General features: G+C 71.1%; 14 protein-coding genes. 8 read left to right on the plus strand and 6 right to left on the minus strand.

All coding sequences use genetic code 11. The features are described 5' to 3' along the window. The first annotated feature begins 85 nt into the window (after positions 1-85). Both ACPPVO_RS25360 and ACPPVO_RS25365 read left to right on the plus strand, forming a co-directional pair. A complete protein-coding gene (locus tag ACPPVO_RS25360; protein ID WP_426514692.1) occupies positions 86-2,362 on the plus strand; it encodes a beta-L-arabinofuranosidase domain-containing protein in 2,277 nt (758 codons plus the stop codon). A gap of 309 nt (positions 2,363-2,671) precedes the next feature. Beyond that, a complete protein-coding gene (locus ACPPVO_RS25365; RefSeq protein WP_426513640.1) occupies positions 2,672-4,153 on the plus strand; it encodes an endo-1,4-beta-xylanase in 1,482 nt (493 codons plus the stop codon). A 481-nt stretch (positions 4,154-4,634) separates the two neighbouring features. Here the strand turns inward: ACPPVO_RS25365 and ACPPVO_RS25370 are convergent, their stop codons facing one another. After that, positions 4,635-5,726, minus strand: coding sequence for an SDR family NAD(P)-dependent oxidoreductase (locus tag ACPPVO_RS25370; RefSeq protein ID WP_426513641.1), 1,092 nt, complete (start codon positions 5,724-5,726; stop codon positions 4,635-4,637). Between the two features lie 124 nt (positions 5,727-5,850). Between ACPPVO_RS25370 and ACPPVO_RS25375 the strand changes: the two genes are divergently transcribed. The 4 genes from ACPPVO_RS25375 (at position 5,851) to ACPPVO_RS25390 (ending at position 9,873) form a co-directional block, all read left to right on the plus strand. Further along, entirely contained in the window at positions 5,851-6,375 is a 525-nt protein-coding gene (locus ACPPVO_RS25375; RefSeq protein ID WP_426513642.1) for a PadR family transcriptional regulator, read from the plus strand. After that, a complete protein-coding gene (locus ACPPVO_RS25380) occupies positions 6,372-7,082 on the plus strand; it encodes an ABC transporter ATP-binding protein (protein ID WP_426513643.1) in 711 nt (236 codons plus the stop codon). Before ACPPVO_RS25375 ends, ACPPVO_RS25380 begins: the two co-directional genes overlap by 4 nt. Continuing rightward, positions 7,079-9,274, plus strand: coding sequence for an FtsX-like permease family protein (locus ACPPVO_RS25385; protein ID WP_426513644.1), 2,196 nt, complete (start codon positions 7,079-7,081; stop codon positions 9,272-9,274). The genes ACPPVO_RS25380 and ACPPVO_RS25385 overlap by 4 nt, the downstream gene beginning before the upstream one ends. Before the next feature lie 251 nt (positions 9,275-9,525). Continuing rightward, a complete protein-coding gene (locus tag ACPPVO_RS25390; RefSeq protein ID WP_426513645.1) occupies positions 9,526-9,873 on the plus strand; it encodes a hypothetical protein in 348 nt (115 codons plus the stop codon). A gap of 176 nt (positions 9,874-10,049) precedes the next feature. Here ACPPVO_RS25390 and ACPPVO_RS25395 read toward each other — a convergent pair whose 3' ends face one another. After that, positions 10,050-11,753 carry a SulP family inorganic anion transporter gene (locus ACPPVO_RS25395; RefSeq protein ID WP_426513646.1) on the minus strand — a complete coding sequence of 568 codons (1,704 nt, stop codon included), beginning with the start codon at positions 11,751-11,753 and terminating at the stop codon, positions 10,050-10,052. Between the two features lie 165 nt (positions 11,754-11,918). On the opposite strand from ACPPVO_RS25395, the gene ACPPVO_RS25400 reads away from it, so the two are divergent. Continuing rightward, positions 11,919-12,266 (plus strand): ArsR/SmtB family transcription factor, encoded by a 348-nt coding sequence (locus tag ACPPVO_RS25400; protein ID WP_426513647.1) that lies wholly within the window; start codon positions 11,919-11,921, stop codon positions 12,264-12,266. 11 nt (positions 12,267-12,277) lie between these two features. Here the strand turns inward: ACPPVO_RS25400 and ACPPVO_RS25405 are convergent, their stop codons facing one another. Genes ACPPVO_RS25405 through ACPPVO_RS25420 form a run of 4 tightly spaced genes read right to left on the minus strand, consistent with a single transcriptional unit; the run spans position 12,278 to position 16,084 of the window. Further along, on the minus strand, positions 12,278-13,165 hold the full coding sequence (locus ACPPVO_RS25405; protein WP_426513648.1) for an ROK family protein: 888 nt from the start codon (positions 13,163-13,165) through the stop codon (positions 12,278-12,280). Next, the gene (locus ACPPVO_RS25410) at positions 13,162-14,301 is read right to left on the minus strand and encodes a sugar ABC transporter permease (protein ID WP_426513649.1); all 1,140 of its coding nucleotides are present in this window, start codon (positions 14,299-14,301) and stop codon (positions 13,162-13,164) included. The genes ACPPVO_RS25405 and ACPPVO_RS25410 overlap by 4 nt, the downstream gene beginning before the upstream one ends. Beyond that, positions 14,298-15,017 carry an ATP-binding cassette domain-containing protein gene (locus ACPPVO_RS25415; RefSeq protein WP_426513650.1) on the minus strand — a complete coding sequence of 240 codons (720 nt, stop codon included), beginning with the start codon at positions 15,015-15,017 and terminating at the stop codon, positions 14,298-14,300. Before ACPPVO_RS25415 ends, ACPPVO_RS25410 begins: the two co-directional genes overlap by 4 nt. Continuing rightward, positions 15,017-16,084 (minus strand): sugar ABC transporter substrate-binding protein, encoded by a 1,068-nt coding sequence (locus tag ACPPVO_RS25420; protein ID WP_426513651.1) that lies wholly within the window; start codon positions 16,082-16,084, stop codon positions 15,017-15,019. Before ACPPVO_RS25420 ends, ACPPVO_RS25415 begins: the two co-directional genes overlap by 1 nt. Positions 16,085-16,179: 95 nt before the next feature. Between ACPPVO_RS25420 and ACPPVO_RS25425 the strand changes: the two genes are divergently transcribed. Next, positions 16,180-17,388, plus strand: a complete 1,209-nt coding sequence (locus ACPPVO_RS25425; protein WP_426513652.1) for an ROK family protein — start codon at positions 16,180-16,182, stop codon at positions 17,386-17,388. The last annotated feature ends 200 nt before the right edge of the window (positions 17,389-17,588 follow it).

The raw sequence follows: 17,588 nt of genomic DNA on the forward strand, positions 1-17,588 counted from the left end.
CGGTGTGTCCCGGTTCTTCCAGGAGGTTCATGTGTTTTCAATACCCCTGAGTCGCCGTCGGTTGTTGCAGGCGACCGGCGGCGGCATGGTGGCCGGTGTCGCCGCGACGGCCGGCGTCGTGGACGTCCGGAGCGCGGAGGCGTCGGTGGCGCCGGTCCGCGCTGACATCGGCGTGTCGGCGTACGCGTTCGACCTGGGGCAGGTGCGGTTGACGGCCAGCCGATGGCTGGACAATCAGAACCGGACGTTGTCGTACCTGCGGTTCGTCGATGTGGACCGGTTGCTGTACAACTTCCGGGCCAACCACCGGCTGTCGACGAACGGCGCCGCGGCGAACGGTGGCTGGGACGCCCCGAACTTCCCGTTCCGCACCCACATGCAGGGCCACTTCCTGTCCGCCTGGGCTCAGGCCTACGCCGTGCTCGGCGACACGGTGTGCCGGGACAAGGCGAACTCCATGGTCGCCGAGCTGGCGAAGTGTCAGGCCAACAACGGCGCCGCCGGGTTCAACACCGGCTATCTGTCTGGCTTCCCGGAGTCCGACTTCAACGGTCTCGAGGCCGGTCAAGCGGTCAGCGTGTCGTACTACTGCATCCACAAGACCCTGGCGGGCCTGCTGGACGTGTGGCGCTACGTGGGCAGCACACAGGCCCGCGACGTGCTGCTGCGGCTCGCCGGCTGGGTCGACTGGCGTACCGGCCGGCTGAGCTACAGCCAGATGCAGACGGTCCTGAACACCGAATTCGGCGGGATGAACGCCGTGCTGACGGACCTCTACCAGCAGACCGGCGATGCCCGCTGGCTCGCCACCGCCCAGCGGTTCGACCACGCCGCGGCGTTCAACCCGCTGGCGTCCAATCAGGACCAGCTCAACGGGCAGCACGCGAACACCAACATCCCCAAGTGGGTGGGCGCGGCCCGCGAGTACAAGGCCACCGGCACCACGCGCTACCGGGACATCGCCGCCAACGCGTGGAACTTCACCGTCAACGCCCACACATACGTGATCGGCGGCAACAGCCAGGCCGAGCACTTCCGGCCGCCCAACGCGATCGCCGGCTACCTCGCCAACGACACGTGCGAGCACTGCAACTCCTACAACATGCTCAAACTGACCCGCGAGCTGTGGCTGCTCAACCCCGACAACGCCGCCTACTTCGACTTCTACGAACGGGCGCTGCTCAACCACGTCATCGGCGCGCAGAACCCGGCCGATGCCCACGGGCACATCACCTACTTCACGCCGCTCAAACCCGGCGGCCGGCGCGGCGTGGGCCCGGCGTGGGGCGGCGGCACGTGGAGCACCGACTACAACAGCTTCTGGTGCTGCCAGGGCACGGGCATCGAGATCAACACCAAGCTGATGGACTCGATCTACTTCTACAACGGCACCACGCTGACGGTGAACCTGTTCATGCCATCGGTACTGAACTGGAGTCAACGCGGGATCACCGTCACCCAGACCACCTCGTACCCGGTGACCGACACCACCACGCTGCAGATCACCGGCGGCGTGAGCGACGCGTGGTCGATCCGCATCCGGATCCCCGCCTGGGCCACCGGCGCCACGATCAGCGTCAACGGCGTGGCCCAGAGCGTCGCCACCACTGCCGGTGGCTACGCCACGATCACCCGCTCGTGGGCGTCCGGCGACACGGTCACCGTCCGGCTGCCCATGCAGGTGGTCGCCCGCCCCACCAACGACAACCCCAACGTCGTCGCCCTCACCTACGGCCCGGCCGTGCTCGCCGGCAACTACGGCAACAGCACACTCTCGTCCCTGCCGGCGCTGGCTGCATCGTCGGTCGTCCGCACCTCGAACAGCACACTGGCCTTCACCGCCACCGCGAACAGTTCGACCGTCAACCTGGGCCCGTTCTACGACGCGCAGGGCTTCAACTACACCGTCTACTGGGCCACGAACGGCCAGAGTTCCGGAGGTGGCAGCTACCGCCTCGTCAACGCCGCCAGTGGGCTCGTGCTGGGCGTGCAGAACATGTCCACCGCCGACGGCGGCCTGGCGCTGCAGTGGACCGACAACGGTACCGCCGACCACAACTGGGAAATGGTGACCGACGGCACCGCGGTCCGGTTCCGCAACGTCAACAGCGGCAAGGTCCTGGGCGTGCAGAACATGTCCACCGCTGACAACGCGACCGTCCTGCAATGGGCCGACAACGGCACCGCCGACCACCGATGGACGCTGCTCGACCAGGGCGACGGGACGTACAAGATTCGCAACGTCAACAGCGGCAAGCTGCTGGCCATCCAGAACAACTCCACCGCCAACGGCGCCTTCGCGGTTCAGGACTCCGACAACGGGACCACGGACAACCGGTGGCGACTCGTCCGCAACGCCTGAACGCCCGGGCCCACGCTCCCGCGCGGCGCGTGGAACTTACAGGCACTCGGCCGCCTATTCCATAGCGTTCGATATCTGGACATTGACAGCAGTCATCATACGAAATACGTTCTCGCGGGTGGTGAAGATCCTCGCCACCCGCGCCGTCCCGACGAGGGAGCGCTCAACGCAACGGATGCACGGCGTTGCCTCCCGGGTGACCGCCCAAGCGCGAGCCTCGCGCTCCTGTCGTTGACCGCGCAGCCGTCGACCGGCTCCACGCCGCGCGCGGCAACGATGCAGACAGAACCTCGAGGAGGAAGCGCACCGATGAAAGACGTTCCCGATCGACCGAAACGCCATAAGGGCGGTCGCACCAGACTTCTTCTCGGCGGCCTCTGCGGCGTGGTGGTCGCCGTGTCCTCGGTGGCCATTGCCACATTCGCCCACGCCGATCTCAACAGCCCACCCGGGACCACCTTGAAGGCGGCCGCCGAGCGCAGCGGCCGGTACTTCGGCGCCGCCATGGGTGGAGACCGCCTCAGCGACTCGGGCTTCCTCACGATCGCCAACCGCGAGTTCGACATGATGACGGCCGTCAACGAGATGAAGCCCGACGCGACCGAACCCAACAGCGGCCAGTTCGACTTCCGGGCCGGCGATGCGATCTACAACTGGGCCACCCAGCACGGCATGCGGGTGCGGGGCCACACCCTCGCCTGGCACGCGCAGCAGCCGAGGTTCTGGGGGAGCCTCAGCGGCAGCAGCCTGCGCGCCGCGATGATCGAGCACATCAACGGGGTCATGGCGCACTACAAGGGCAAGCTCGCCTACTGGGACGTGGTCAACGAGGCCTTCAACGAGGACGGCAGCCGCCGCCAGTCCAACCTGCAGGCCACCGGCAACGACTGGATCGAGGCCGCGTTCCGCGCCGCGCGCACCGCCGACCCGTCGGTGAAGCTGTGCTACAACGACTACAACATCGAGAACTGGTCGTACGGCAAGACGCAGGGCGTGTACCGCATGATCCAGGACTTCAAGTCCCGCGGCGTGCCGATCGACTGCGTCGGGCTGCAGACCCACTTCACCGGCGGCAGCTCACTGCCCGGCAACTTCCAGACCACGCTGTCGAGCTTCGCGGCGCTGGGCGTGGACGTGGCCCTGACCGAGGCCGACGTCACCAACGCCTCGACCAGCCAGTACCAGGGCCTGACCCAGGCCTGCACGAACGTCCCCCGCTGCGTCGGCATCACGACGTGGGGCATTCGGGACAGTGACTCCTGGCGCGGCAGCGAGAACCCGCTGCTGTTCGACCGCAACAGCAACCCCAAGCCCGCGTACACCTCGGTCCTCAACGCGCTGAACGCCGCCTCGACCATGGTGCCGGGCACGAACACGTCACCGAGCAGTTCCCCGCCGAGCAGCAACCCGCCGAGCAGTGCCCCGCCGAGCAGCAGCCCGCCGAGCAGTGCCCCGCCGAGCAGCTCGCCGCCCGCCTCCGGCCAGCCGGGCGCCTGCACCGCGACGTTCCGCATGATCAACAGCTGGGGCGGCGGCTTCCAGGGCGAGGTGACCGTGGCCAACAACGGCTCCGCCACGCTCAACGGCTGGACCGTGCACCTGACGCTGGCCGGCGGGCAGACCATGGCCAACATTTGGAACGGCATCAACACCGGCACCACCGGCACGATCAGCGTCCGCAATGCCACGTACAACGGATCCGTCGGCGCGAACGCCTCGACGACCTTCGGCTTCCTGGTCAACGGGAGCACCAACGCGGCGCCCGGCAACATCTCGTGCGCCAGCCCCTGACCGACGGCACGAAGCGGGCCGGCGCGTCAGGACGCTGACAGGGCCCGGAGCCACCGGCTCCGGGCCCTGCGCCGTCGCGATCGGCCGAGCCGACGCCGCCTTCCGCAGCGGTGTGGCGAGTTTTCGTCAGCATCGCACGCGAGCCCGTCCATGTCGTGTGTCGAAGATGTGCCTCCTGTGTGGTCACCCGTGAAGGCGGACGGCACCGCCGGCTGCGACCGACGACTCCCGCGGGACGAACCGTTGAACCGCCAGCGCCGATCGGCTTGGCGGAGTTCGAGCAGGCTGCCGCGCCCGCATCATCGCCAGCCAGCCTGAACCGGCGCCGCGTGGGGACCGCATCGTCGGCCCGCCACTGTGACCGCCTCGCGGGCTTGCAGGTCCGGCACCCGTACATGGACGGGCTGATCCGCCAAGCCGACCACGGGGTCGACGTCGATCGCGGCGCGCGTCGAGTGTCGCTCGAGTGGCAGTCCACCTGTCAGTCGGTGACGTTGACCCCGTAGCGGCGGGCCAGGTCCGCGACATGGAGGGCCTGTCCGGTGATCGACATGAGCCGCGGATCGACGGCGAGGTCGGCGATCACGCGACCGACACCTTCCGGCGACTGCGAGGCCGACAGGTCCAGGTGGGCGGCGAACTGCATGACGCCCTCCGTGCGCACCAGGCCCGGATAGACCGCAACCGAGGCGACACCGTCGGCCGCGAGTTGCTTGGCCATCGCCATGGCGAGGCGGTCGTCGGCTGCCTTTGCAGCGCTGTAGGCGACGCCGTACGCTGGGTCGTGGGAGGCGCCGACCTCCATCGACACCGTGACGATCACGCTTGCGGGAGTGCGCCGCAGCAGTGGCGCGCACAGCACGCTGGTGACGTAGTGGGTGCGGACGCCGCCGTCGAACATCGAGTCCCACAGTCCGAGGGGCTGCTGCCAGAACGGCGCGTTCCACTCGGTCCACTGTCCTGCGTTGAGTCGCTCGTACCCTGCCCAGGCGTTGTTGACCAGCAGGTGCAGTTCACCGGACGCGGCCTCGATCCGACGGACGACGGCCTGGATCTGTTCGTCGTCGCGGTGATCGCAGAGCACGCCGATGCCGCGTCCACCGGCTGCGGTGACCGCCTGCGCGGTCTCCTCCACCGTGCCCGGAAGGTGTGATGTCGATCCCGCCACCCGATTGGATCGGGCCGTAACCCAAACCGTCCATCCAGCGCCGCCGAGGGCTACTGCGATGCCGCGTCCCACGCCCCGACTCGCGCCGGTTACCAATGCGATCCTCCGGTCCACGGGTGGCATGCTATCGACCACATACGACACTCCCGGCTGTCTGTGGCGATCCGGGACCGGGCGGAGCGGGCGGCCGCGTCGGGGCGATCCTCCACTCCGATCCAGGTGCGCGGCAGTCGATGGGCGCTGTCGGCGCCGGCGGTTGGATGAGCAGCGCGATCGAGGCTGTCGTGAACCGCGGCGACGAATCACCGCCCCGTCCGTGAGCGCGGCCCACCGCTCGGTCGGGGCACCGGCTGGTGGTGGATGCGGCCCGGTCCGGGACGGCCCCGGGGGCTCTGTCACCGCCATCGCCCGCCACGGCGCGCAGGGCTGCGACGAATCACCGCCCCGCCGGGTGACGGCTGCTGTGGCGGACGCTAAACAGCAACCTTAGGTATTACCTGAGTGTACTCTCTCGGGTTATAGTCGGCGCGTGAACGTACCCACGACCCTGCTGGGTCTGCTCGAGGCCGAGCCCAGTCACGGATATGAGCTCAAGCGCGACTACGACGCGATGTTCGGCGGTGGCCGCGCGTTGCCGATCGGGCAGGTCTACGGAACGCTGTCGCGGCTGGAGCGAGATGGGCACATCGCCATCGAGGGGCTCGTGCCGGGGGGTGGGCCGGACCGGAAGCGGTACGTCATCACGCCCACCGGGGTCGATCGGCTCGAGCAGTGGCTCGGTTCGCCCGAACAGCCGGACCCGCATCTGCAGGCGGTGCTGTTCGTCAAGGTCGTCCTCGCGCTGATGTCGGGCCGGCCGGCCAAAGCCTATCTCGACGCCCAACGCAAGACGCACCTCGCGCGTATGCGGGAGCTGAATGCCCTGCGCATGTCCGATCGGCTCAGCACGGCGCTGCTGGCCGACTACGGCCTGTTTCACCTGGACGCGGACCTGCGCTGGATCGAGTTGACCTCGGCCCGGCTCAATCAGCTCAAGAAGGAGTTCGCCCGATGAGCGCACCGATTCTGGCCGCGCACGCGATCACGAAGACGTTCGGGTCCACGCCGGCCCTGTGCAACGCCGACCTGAGCGTGGTCCCAGGAGAGGTGCTGGCGATCATGGGACCGAGCGGTTCCGGGAAGTCGACGCTCCTGCACTGCCTGGCCGGCATTCTCCGCCCCGACAGCGGCGACGTCGTGTTCGACGGCCGCCGGCTCAGTGCCATGTCCGAACGTGAGCGCACACTGGTCCGCCGGGACAAATTCGGCTTCGTGTTCCAGTTCGGGCAACTCGTTCCGGAGCTTCCGGTGCTGCAGAACGTCATGCTTCCGCTGCTGCTCGCCCGCAAGTCCCAGCGGGCGGCCCGCGAGGCGGCGACCGCGGTGCTCGACCGCCTCGACCTGAGCGGACTGCATCGGCGCCGGCCGGGTGAGCTGTCCGGCGGTCAGGCGCAGCGCGTCGCCGTGGCGCGTGCGCTCGTCGGCCGACCGGCGGTCGTGTTCGCCGATGAGCCGACCGGGTCACTGGACTCCCTGGCCGGGGAGATGGTGATGGACCTGCTCGTAGCCGCAGCCCGGGAGCAGGATGCGACCGTGGTACTGGTGACGCACGACGCCCGTGTCGCGGCCTGCGCGGACCGGGACGTCCTCGTCAGCGACGGCAAGACGTCCGAAGACCCCTTTGCGCCGGCAACAGGGCGCGACGAGATGAGCGCACGATGATCGGCCTGGCGTTGCGGCTGGCGTTCGCGGGCGGACGCGAGCAGCTGATCCGGCTCGTGGCAACCGCGGCCGGCGTCGGCCTCGGCGTCGTACTGCTCCTGCTGGCGGCGGTGACACTGCCGGCGTTCCAGGCGCACGAAGCGCGCAACGGGTGGACCGACACCTCGTCGCACAATGTCCGCCCGGCCCAGGATGAGCGCATGACCGACCCGCTGTTGTGGCGGATCCGTGACGACGGCTACGACGGGCGGGACGTGCTGTGCGTCGATGTGGCGGCGCTGGGGCCACGCAGTCCGGTGCCACCGGGCCTCACCCGGCTACCCGGCCCGGGCGAGCTGGCGGTGTCGCCCGCGCTGCAAAGCCTGATGGCCCAGGTCCCGGCTCGTCAGCTCGCCGATCGCTTCCCGGGCCGGGTCGTCACCACGATCGGTCAGGCCGCGCTGCAAGCTCCGGACTCCCTCGTGGTGTTCGTCGGGTCGGACCCCGCTCAGCTCAACGGCGAGCCGGGCGTGATCCAGGTCCGCAGCATCGAGAGCCAGCCCCGCCGGGCGGCGCCCACCCGGTACGGGCGCATCATCATCGGTATCGGCGCGTCGGCGCTGCTGGTGCCGATCTTCGTCCTCATTGCCACCGCCACCCGCCTGGCCGCCGCCCGGCGCGAGCAGCGGCTGGCGGCGATGCGCCTGATCGGCGCGTTGCCACGGCAGATCCGCACCGTGGCCGCGGTCGAGGCGGTGGTGTCCGCGCTGTGTGGCTGCGCGCTCGGCTTCGCCGCGTTCACCGCTGCCCGCCCTTACGCCGCCCGGGTCAATCTCGACGGATCGCCGTTCTTCACCTCGGATCTGCACCTCACCTGGTCCTCGGGGCTGCTGATCGGTCTCGGTGTGCCGGTCCTCAGCGCGCTGGCCGCGGTCTTGTCGCTTCGCACCGTGCACGTGTCGCCCCTGGGCGTGGTCCGCAAAGCACCACCGAAACAGGCCGCATGGTGGCGCGTGATCCCGCTTTCGGCCGGCGTCGTGGGCTTCGTCGCCACCCTGCCGATCCTGGCCGACACGTCCGGTGACAGCGTTGTGTGGCTGCTTGCGGCGGTCATGGCGCTGCTCGTCGCGGGCGTCGTGATCATCGGGCCCTGGCTGACCACCGGTGTCGGCAAGGTGCTGATCTGGACGAGCCGGCGCGCGGCGACGATGCTGGCCGGGCATCGCCTCGCGGCGGATCCGTCCGGCAGGTTCCGCTCGATTAACGGTCTCGTCCTCGCCGTCTTCCTCGTCACGCTCATCAGCACGCTGTCCGCGGCCACCATCGCCCAGCTGCCGGACCCGGGCCGTATCGCGTTCCCGGCCGGCACCGTCGGCACCCAGTTCACCGACAAGGGCGCCGAGCCGCTGCCCGCAGGACGAACCAACCCGCTGCTCGTACAGCTGCACGACATCACCGGAGTCGTCGCCGTCATCGATCTGCGCGCCAATGCCGGCTTTCGGCCGTCCGACCGCAACGATCCCGGACGGGTCCTCACCCGCTGCGCCAACATGCGAGCGGCCGGGCTCGCCGCCTGCCCAGACCCGGCCGGTGTCGTGTCAATCGACGCGCGCGGCCTCGCCGGCGGCGACCTCGGCGACATGCACACCGAAACCGCCACCGACGACGACTCACTGCCGATGCTTGGGCTCCTGGTCGTCACCGACGGCAGCCCGGCGGCCCTGGAGACGGTACGGACCACCATCGAAGCGGCGATCTCCGGCAGCACGCCCACGCTGCCGTGGACGCTGGGGGAGCTCAAAGGCCATAACCATCACCAGGCCGACCAGATGACGCACATCGCCAATGCCGTCCTGCTTGTCACGTTGGTGATCGCGGGGTTCAGCGTCGCGGTGGCCGTCGCCGGCGGCCTGATCGAGCGCAAACGGCCCTTTGCGCTGCTGCGCCTGGCCGGCATGCAACCCCGCGATCTGTCCCGGGTGCTCATTATCGAGATCGCCGCCCCGCTCATCGGCATCTCGGCCGTCAGCGTCCTGCTCGGGCTCGGCGTCGCGGCCGACGTGCTCCGGGTCAACCACATCGCCTGGCAACCACCCCAAGCCGGCTACTGGTGGACACTCGCCGCCGGCCTGGCCGCCGCGCTCGCCTTGGCCACCACCGCCACCTTCCCGCTGCGCCGTATCTCGTCGCTGCAGAACGCCCGCTTCGAATAGCCGCGGAACGCGATGACGATGGACGCGGTCCAGGCATGGCGATCGCCCCCGATCGGTGGGCAGCCCACATCGGGCGACCGGTCAGAAGCCCGTTGACCTACCTGACACTGCGCGCCCGCGAGCGCATGCAGGCATGATAAATTGCAGATGTTTGCAACTCGCCTGGAGCGGCATCCGGAACGGGAAGAGTGCAGGCCGCTTCCTTCGTGCGCGCAGGCGACGTCATGCTCCTGGGGGAGGTCGGTGCCAGCATGCCGGCAGCGCAGCGAACGGCGTGGGCCGCCTTCCTCATGGTGACCCGCGGGCTGCTGCCCGCCGTGGACGACGAGCGGATGCCTGCGGCCACCGAGGACGGCGATCTGCTCAGGTTCGCCTTGCGGATCGAGCGGGACGCGCCGCTGTGGGGCGAGCACGGCCCGATGCTGCTCGCCGCGCTCCGCGACGTGCAGGCGATGCGGTGGGGCGGCGATCGAGCCGACCTCGCCGACCTGCTGCGCGTCATGGCCCATCGGCTGTACGTGATCTCCGCCGGGCCCCGGCCGCCACGCCACGACGGCCACGGCCGCCGCCGTTGCCGGCGCAACGTGGGCGCGTACTGATCGATCGTGCGCGGGCGGGGCCGCCATCGACCTGGCGCAATCGCCCTACTGGGCACGCCGGCGACGAACGCCGGAAACCGCGCGGGCCGTGCCGTCGAGGCGGGATTGAGGCGGCGCCGTGATGCCGCGCGTCCGAGGGGCCCCGCTCGGCCGGGTCGCCGGTATCCCGCGGTGGGTCAGTGGCGGTCGGCGGCCGTGGCGGTGGCGTCGCCGTGTGAGGCCGCGTGTCCTTGCTGCAGGTGTACTCGGGCATGGGCGATGGCGGCGGGCGTGTCGGGGAAGCGGGGCAGGTCGTCGCCGATGCCGAGGGCGGTCAGCACCTGGTCGTGGCGGCCGGAGACACCCGACAGCAGGACGGTGATGCCGCGATGGCGGAGCCGGGCAACGGCGTCGCCCAGCACGCGCGCGCCGGTCGCGTCGACGGTCGTGACGCGCGACATGCGCAGGATGACCACCCGCACGTCGGCGACCTCGGCGAGCTCCAGCAGGAAGTGGTGCGCGGCGGCGAAGAAGAGCGGACCGTCGAGCCGGTAGGCGACGATGTGGTCGCTCAGCAACCGACGCTCTTCGTCGCTGTGGTTGGCGGTGTCGAGCGGGACCTGTTCCAGCCGCGCGGTGCGGGCCACGGCACGCAACGCCAGTACGACGGCCACGCCGAGCCCGACCGCGACCGCGCTGACGAGGTCGACGGCGACGGTGACCACGAAGGTGAGGCCCAGCACGAGGGCGTCGCCGCGGGTCGAACGGGCAAGCGCCAGCAGCGCGCTGGCCTCGACCATCCGGATCGCGGTGGCGAGCAGCACCCCGGCGAGCGCCGCCAGCGGAATACCGGCGACGAGGGGCGCAGCGGCGAGGACGATGCCGGCCAGTACAGCGGCGTGGGTGAGGGCCGCCAGCCTCGAGGCGGCACCCGCCCGGACGTTGACCGCGGTCCGCGCGATCGCCGCGGTGGCCGGAACGCCGCCGAAGATCGGGACGACGAGATTGGCCATGCCCTGACCGAAGAGTTCCCGGTCGGGATCGTGACGCTGACCGACGCTCATGGCGTCGGCGACCGTGGCGCACAGCAGGCTCTCCAGCGCGGCGAGGGCGGCCACCGCCAGCGCGGACGGGGCCAGCCGTGACACGGCGTGCAGGTCGAGGAAGCTCAGCGACGGGCCGGGCAGCCCCGGCAGTGCGCCGATGCGGGCGACGTCGGCATGCAGGAGCGCGGCGAGGGCTGTCGCCGCGGCGACCGCGATGAGCGACCACGGCAGCTGCCGACGCCAGCGACCGCCGATCAGCATCGCGGCGGCAACGCCGAGAGCCGTCAGTACCGGTGCGGGCGCGGGATCGGCCATGAAGCGCACCACAGCGTCGGCGGCGACGGCCCAGACCTTGACGCCGTGCGCGTCGGCGACCCCGAGCGCGGCCGGCACCTGCTGCAGCGCGATCACCACGGCGATCCCGGCGGTGAACCCTTCGATCACCGGGGCCGGCAGGTACCGCACGTATCGCCCGACCCGCGCCAGCGCGAGGACGATCAGGATCGCGCCGGCCATCGCCCCGACCATCAGCACGCCGGTCGGCCCGAAGGCCGCGACCACCGGCACGAGCACGACGGTCATCGCGCCGGTGGGCCCGGACACCTGCAGATTCGAACCGCCGAAGACGGCGGCCACCGCTCCGGCGACGACGGCGGTCACGAGACCCGCACCGGCGCCGAGCCCCGAGGAGACGCCGAAGGCGAGGGCGAGCGGCAACGCCACCACGGCTACCGCAAGCCCGGCCGGCAGGTCCCGGCGCAGGGTGCGGCGCGCCATCGTCCAGTCCGAGGGCCGCGGCAACAGGCCGCCGACCCGGACGGCGGCGCGGCGCACAGCCGGCGGGCGGACCGCCATGCCATCACCTCCGCCGCACCGGTTCTTCTCAATTGCAGACTTTAGCAGTTGCGAAAGTCTGCAAGTCAGTGGGGCGGAGTCGTGGCGCCGCACTCGTGCCGGCGGAACCCGCCTGCACGGGCTGCTAGCGTTGCTGCGATGACGCGGGGCCGGGGCGGACGAGGTATGTCGGTACCGCTGTATCAGGCGAAGGCGGAGCTGTTCCGCACCCTCGGCCACCCGGTGCGGATCCGGGTGCTGGAGCTGTTGCAGCACGGTCCGCGGCCCGTCCGCGACCTCTTGGACGAGATCGACGTCGAGGCGTCGAACCTCTCGCAGCAGCTGGCGGTCCTGCGGCGGGCCGGGGTCGTCACCTCCTACCGCGACGGCTCCCTGGTGATGTACGCGCTGAGCACCACCGACGTGGCCGACCTGCTCGCCGTCGGGCGACGTATCCTCGGATCCCTCCTCAGCGATCGTGAGGGTCTGCTGGACGGACTCCGCGCCCAAAGCGAGTCGGAGCCCCCGGCCTAGCCAGCCGGGAGTCACGCAGCGGCGAGGTCCAGGGCCGCGGACAGCGCGCCGAGCAGCGGCGCGTCGTCGACGAAGCGGGCGGCGGCCAGCGCCGGCGGGAACGGCACCGCGCGGGTCAGGGCGGCCGAGATCCGGGGCAGGATGTGCTCGGCCGCGCCCATGAGGCCGCCGGCCAGGATGACCCGCTGCGGGTCGAGGACGACGCTGAGGTTGGCGACGGTCCGGGCGAGCACCTCCAGGGCGTCGTCGAGCAGGGCGGCGACGGCCGGGTCGGGGTACAGCGCGAACAGCTCCGCGGCGGTGACCGGCCGGCCGAGCAGGGCCGAGCCGCGACGGGCCAGGGCACTGCCGGACACGGCCTCCTCGAGCGGTGCGCGGCCGTCGGCGAACGCGGCGGCGCCGGGCGCATCGCGAAGGTAGCCGATCTCACCGGCGGCGCCGTTGGCGCCCGGCAGCACCCGGCCGCCGGCGACGAGGGCGGCGGCGAGGCCGGTGCCGACGTTGACGTACAGCGCCGTGTCGACGCCCCGCAGCGCCCCCCACCGCAGCTCGGCGGCGGCGCCCGCGTTGACGTCGTTGTCGACCGCGAGCGGCACGCCGCCGAACGCGGCCGCGAGCAGGCCGGGCAGCCGCAGCCCGTCCCAGCCGGGGACATTGGGGGCGAGACGGACGGCGCCGTCGCGGACGACGCCGAACGTGGAGACGCCGACGGCGACCGGGTCGGCGACGAGGTCCCGGGCGGCGGCCAGGGCCCGGGCGACGACCTGGGCGGTGCCCTCCGCGGCCCGGGTGTCGAGGCGCACGGTGTTGTGGGGGCGGGCCTCGGCCGTGCCGGCGTCCGCCACGGCGAGGGCGACCTTGGTGCCGCCGAAGTCGATGGCGAGAACCTGTCCCGTCACCGCGGGCGGCCCGGCCGGGCGAGCGAGTCGATCGCGACGGCGACGGCGAGGACGCCGGCGGTCACCATGTACCGCACCGAGGAGTCGACGTTGAGCAGCAGCATGCCGTTGGTGATCGACTGGATGACGAGGATGCCGAGCAGCGCGGCGTAGGCGCGGCCGCGCCCGCCGAAGAGCGACGCGCCGCCGATGACCGCGGCGGCGATCGCCATGAGCAGGGTGTCGCTGCCGCCGGAGCTCTGGTTGACGGCGGCGAGCCGGCTGGCGGCGAGGATGCCGCCGGCCGCGGCGAGCATCGCGGAGGCGGTGAAGGCGAGCACCCGGATGCGGGTGACGCCGATGCCGGCGCGGCGGGCCGCCTCGGCGTTGCCGCCGACGGCGTACATGTGCCGGCCGAAGACGGTGTGGCGCAGCATCAGGTCGAGTGCAACGACGAGGGCGCCGAAGAGCACCAGCAGCAGTGGTACCCCGCGATCGGCCGACAGCACCGTCACCGCGACGGCGAGCGCGGCGGCCAGCCCGCCCAGCCGCAGCGCCAGCCACCCGGCCGGGCCGACCGGCAGGTCCGCGGCGCGGCGGTTGTACCGGTGCCGGAGCGAGCCGGCCGTCCAGCCACCGACGATCGCGGCGGCGAGCGTCCACGCCGCCCACGGGGGCAGCCAGGTGTCGGCGAGCCCGGCGATGAAACCGTCGAACGGGAGGTTGATGGTGCCGCCCCGGCCCAGCAGGTACAACATCAGCCCTTGCCATCCGATGAGTCCGGCCAGGGTGACGACGAAGGACGGCATCCGCAGCCTTGTGAACATCCACCCGTGCAGCAGTCCGATGCCGGCGGCCACGGCGAGGGCGACGGCGACCGCGGCGACCGGGTTCCAGCCGTGGCGGACCGACAGGATCGTCATGACGACCGCGCAGAGGCCGCTGACGGAGCCGGCCGACAGGTCGATCTCGCCGAGCAGGATCACCATGATGACCCCCAGCGCGATGGTGCCGGTGGCGGCCATCTGCAGGGCGAGGTTGGCGAGGTTCTCGGCGGACAGGAAGTGCTCGTTGAGCGAGCCGAAGACGATCGCGATGAGGACGAGGCCGCCGGCGACGGGCCAGGACCCGAGGTCGGTCGTCCGGAGACGGTTCATGCGGCGCTCCCGGTGATCGCGGCGACGACGGCCTCGGGCGTGGTGTCGGCGGTGACGAACTCGCCGGCGTTGCGGCCGAGGCGCAGCACCGCGATGCGGTCGCTGACGGCGCGGACGTCGGCGAGGTTGTGCGAGATGACGAGCACGGCGAGGCCCCGATCGCGCAGCCGCCGGATGAGCCCGAGGACCTGGGCGGTCTGCTCGACGCCGAGCGCGGCGGTGGGCTCGTCCAGGATGACGACCCGGGGCTCGCCGATCAGCGCGCGGGCGATCGCCACCGACTGGCGCTGGCCGCCGGACAGCGACGCGACCGGCACCCGGATGTCGCGGATGCGCACGTCGAGCGACGCCAGCAGGTCGCGGGCGGCGCGTTCCATCCGGATGTGCGACAGCAGGCTGAACCGATGCCGCTCGGCGCCGAGGAACAGGTTGCCGACGACGTCGAGGTTCTCGCACAGCGCGAGGTCCTGATGGACGGTCGACACGCCGAGGCGCTGGGCGTCGTGCGGGTTGGCGATGCGCGCCGCGTGGCCGTCGAGCTCGAGGGCCCCGCCGTCCGGCGCGACGACGCCGGACAGCACCTTGACGAGGGTCGACTTGCCGGCGCCGTTGTCGCCGACGAGCGCGACGACCTGCCCGGCCGGCAGGTCCAGGCTCACGCTGTCGAGAGCCTGGACCGCGCCGTAGCGCTTGCTGACATCGGTGGCGGCGAGCACTACTGAATTCCCGCCTTGGTGCAGGCGGTCGCGACGGCACCGGTGCAGATCTCCGACGCCTTGTAGAACCCGTCCTTGACGATCGTGTCCTTGACCTTGTCGGCGGTGACCGCCGTCGGGGACAGCAGGACGGTGGGGATGTCACCCGTGCCGTTGTTCACCTTCGTCGGCGCGGCCGGGTGCTCGCCACGGCCGAGCGCGACCGCGAGCTCGGCGGACTTCTCGGCCTCCTGGCGGATGTCGAGATAGATGGTCATGTACTGCTCGCCGGTGAGGATTCGCTGCACCGCGGCGAGCTCGGCGTCCTGCCCGGTGATCGGCGGCAGGGTGGCGTAGCCGGCACGCTTCATCGCGGCGATGGCGCCGCCGGCCATGCCGTCGTTGGCCGACAGGACCCCGACGACGGTGTCGCGGCCGAGGGCCGTGATGGCCTGCTCCATCTCCTGCTGGGCCTTGTCGGGGCTCCAGTCGGGGGTGTCGTACTCGCGGCCGATCTGCGCCTTGCCGTCCAGGACGTTGTGCGCGCCCTTCTTGTAGTCGGCGGAGCTGGGGTCGGTCGGCGCCCCGTTGATCATGACGATCTGGCCCGTCTTGCCGGTCTTGGCCATCGCGTCCAGCAGGGCCTGCCCCTGCATCTCGCCGACGCGGACGTTGTCGAACGAGACGTAGTACTCGTACGTGATGCCGGAGATGAGCCGGTCGTAGGCGAGGACCGGGATCTTCTTCTGCTTGGCCTGGTTGACCAGCGAGGCCACCGCGCCGGCGTCGACGGCGTCGAGGACCAGCACGTCGGCGCCCTGGGTGAGCGCGGCCTCGACCTGCTGCTGCTGCTTGGCGGCGTCCTGGTCGGCGTTGAAGTACAGCACCTTGCACGCGGCGCAGAGGGTCTTGACCTTGGCCTCGAACAGCGGCCGGTCGAACGCCTCGTAGCGGGTCGTCTTGGACTCGGGCAGGAACAGCGCGATCGTCGGCGCGTCCTTCGACTGCTGGTTGCCGGCGTTGCCTCCGCAACCGCCGGCCAGGACCGCCACGGCGGTCAGCACGGCCACGAACCATCTGGTTCTCATGGCTGGAAATCGTCGACCCTGTCCGCCGCGCTTGGCAAGGACCTTTACGAAATTGATAAAGGACCTTTCTGAAAGCTTGTGGCAGGCTGTACACCGTGCAGAGCATCACCGACAGGCAGGCCGCCACCGCCAGCACGACCAGCGTGCTGCGGGTGATGAACGAGCGCGCCGTGTTCGCCGAGACCTTCCGGCGCGGCGCCGTCTCGCGCCCCGAGCTGGCCCAGTACACCGGCCTGTCCAAGCCGACCGTGGCCGTGGCCCTGACCAACCTGGAGCGGGCCGGGCTGCTGCGCCAGGTCGGCCTGCGCGCCGGGGCGGCCGGCCGTTCCGCGGTGCTCTACGAGGTGCGCCCCGAGGCCGGCTGGGTGTACGCGGTGGACGTCGGCCGTTCCTACGTCCGCGTCGCCCTCGCCGACCTCGTCGGCCGGATCGTGGCCCGCCAGGACTCCCCGTCGCGCAGCCTGCGCGCCAAGGACCTCGTCGCCCAGTTGACCAGCCTGGCCGACGAGCTGGCGTCCGCGGCCGGCATCCGCCGCGACGACATCACCCTTTCCGTCTTCGGTACCCCGGGCATCCACGACAAGGCCACCCGCGCCCTGCACCTGGCGCCGAACCTGCCCGGCTGGAACCGCCGCGGCAGCGTCGAACGCCTGGCCGGCATCGCCGGCCGCACCTACGTGGTGGAGAACGACATCGACCTCGCCGCCGTCGGCGAGGCCACCTACGGCCTGGGCCGCGGCGTGCGCCACTTCGTCTACGTGTCGGTCGGCACCGGCACGGGCATGGGCATCATCATCGACGGCAAGCTGTACCGCGGCTTCCGCGGCGCGGCCGGCGAGATCGGCTACCTCCCGGTGGGCGAGGACGACCCGCTCGCCGACCAGCCCGCCGCCCGCCGCCGCGGCCTGTTCGAGTCCGTCGCCTCGGCCGACGGCGTGGTGGCGATGGCCCGCCGCCTGGGCCTGCCGAGCGTGGAGACCGCGAAGGACGTCTTCGACGCCGCCCGCGCGGGCGACGAGACGGCCCGCCGCGCCGTGGCCCGCGAGGTCGATCACCTCAGCCACGCCCTGGCCGGCATCACCGCGGTCCTGGACCCGGAGCTCGTCGTCCTGGGCGGCGGCGTCGGCGGCCAGCCGGGCGACCTGCTCACGACCCCGATCGCGGAACGTCTGCGCGACCTGGTCGCCCTGCGCCCGCCCCGCATCGAGGTGTCCAAGCTGGGCACGGACGCGGTCCTGCTGGGCGCCCTGGCGGTCGGCCTGAACGACGCCCGCGACCTCGTCCTGCAGGCCGCCGCCGGCTGAGCCGCTCTTTCGCCCGCGGCCGGCGGGCGTGGTGTGGCCGTGTCCGCGGTCGTGAAACTTTCCGAAGTCGCGGCGCATCCAGCCATCGATGGGCTTCGTCGCTTGACACCATACGTCATACGACCTATGTTCCGATTCGCGCACCTCCGAAGGGCGGGTCATTCGCTCCCAAACAAAGGAGTCACAGTTGTGAGAAGACG

Source organism: Dactylosporangium sp. McL0621 (assembly GCF_049995355.1).
Taxonomy (GTDB): Bacteria; Actinomycetota; Actinomycetes; order Mycobacteriales; family Micromonosporaceae; genus Dactylosporangium.

Excerpts from the sequence above, each read along its gene's own strand:
- ACPPVO_RS25360 (WP_426514692.1), top strand. The coding sequence starts at position 86 with ATGGTGGCCGGTGTCGCCGCGACGGCCGGCGTCGTGGACGTCCGGAGC.
- ACPPVO_RS25365 (WP_426513640.1), top strand. The coding sequence starts at position 2,672 with ATGAAAGACGTTCCCGATCGACCGAAACGCCATAAGGGCGGTCGCACC.
- ACPPVO_RS25370 (WP_426513641.1), bottom strand. The coding sequence starts at position 5,726 with ATGGCGGTGACAGAGCCCCCGGGGCCGTCCCGGACCGGGCCGCATCCA.
- ACPPVO_RS25380 (WP_426513643.1), top strand. The coding sequence starts at position 6,372 with ATGAGCGCACCGATTCTGGCCGCGCACGCGATCACGAAGACGTTCGGG.
- ACPPVO_RS25385 (WP_426513644.1), top strand. The coding sequence starts at position 7,079 with ATGATCGGCCTGGCGTTGCGGCTGGCGTTCGCGGGCGGACGCGAGCAG.
- ACPPVO_RS25390 (WP_426513645.1), top strand. The coding sequence starts at position 9,526 with ATGCCGGCAGCGCAGCGAACGGCGTGGGCCGCCTTCCTCATGGTGACC.
- ACPPVO_RS25395 (WP_426513646.1), bottom strand. The coding sequence starts at position 11,753 with ATGGCGGTCCGCCCGCCGGCTGTGCGCCGCGCCGCCGTCCGGGTCGGC.
- ACPPVO_RS25400 (WP_426513647.1), top strand. The coding sequence starts at position 11,919 with ATGTCGGTACCGCTGTATCAGGCGAAGGCGGAGCTGTTCCGCACCCTC.
- ACPPVO_RS25410 (WP_426513649.1), bottom strand. The coding sequence starts at position 14,301 with ATGAACCGTCTCCGGACGACCGACCTCGGGTCCTGGCCCGTCGCCGGC.
- ACPPVO_RS25420 (WP_426513651.1), bottom strand. The coding sequence starts at position 16,084 with ATGAGAACCAGATGGTTCGTGGCCGTGCTGACCGCCGTGGCGGTCCTG.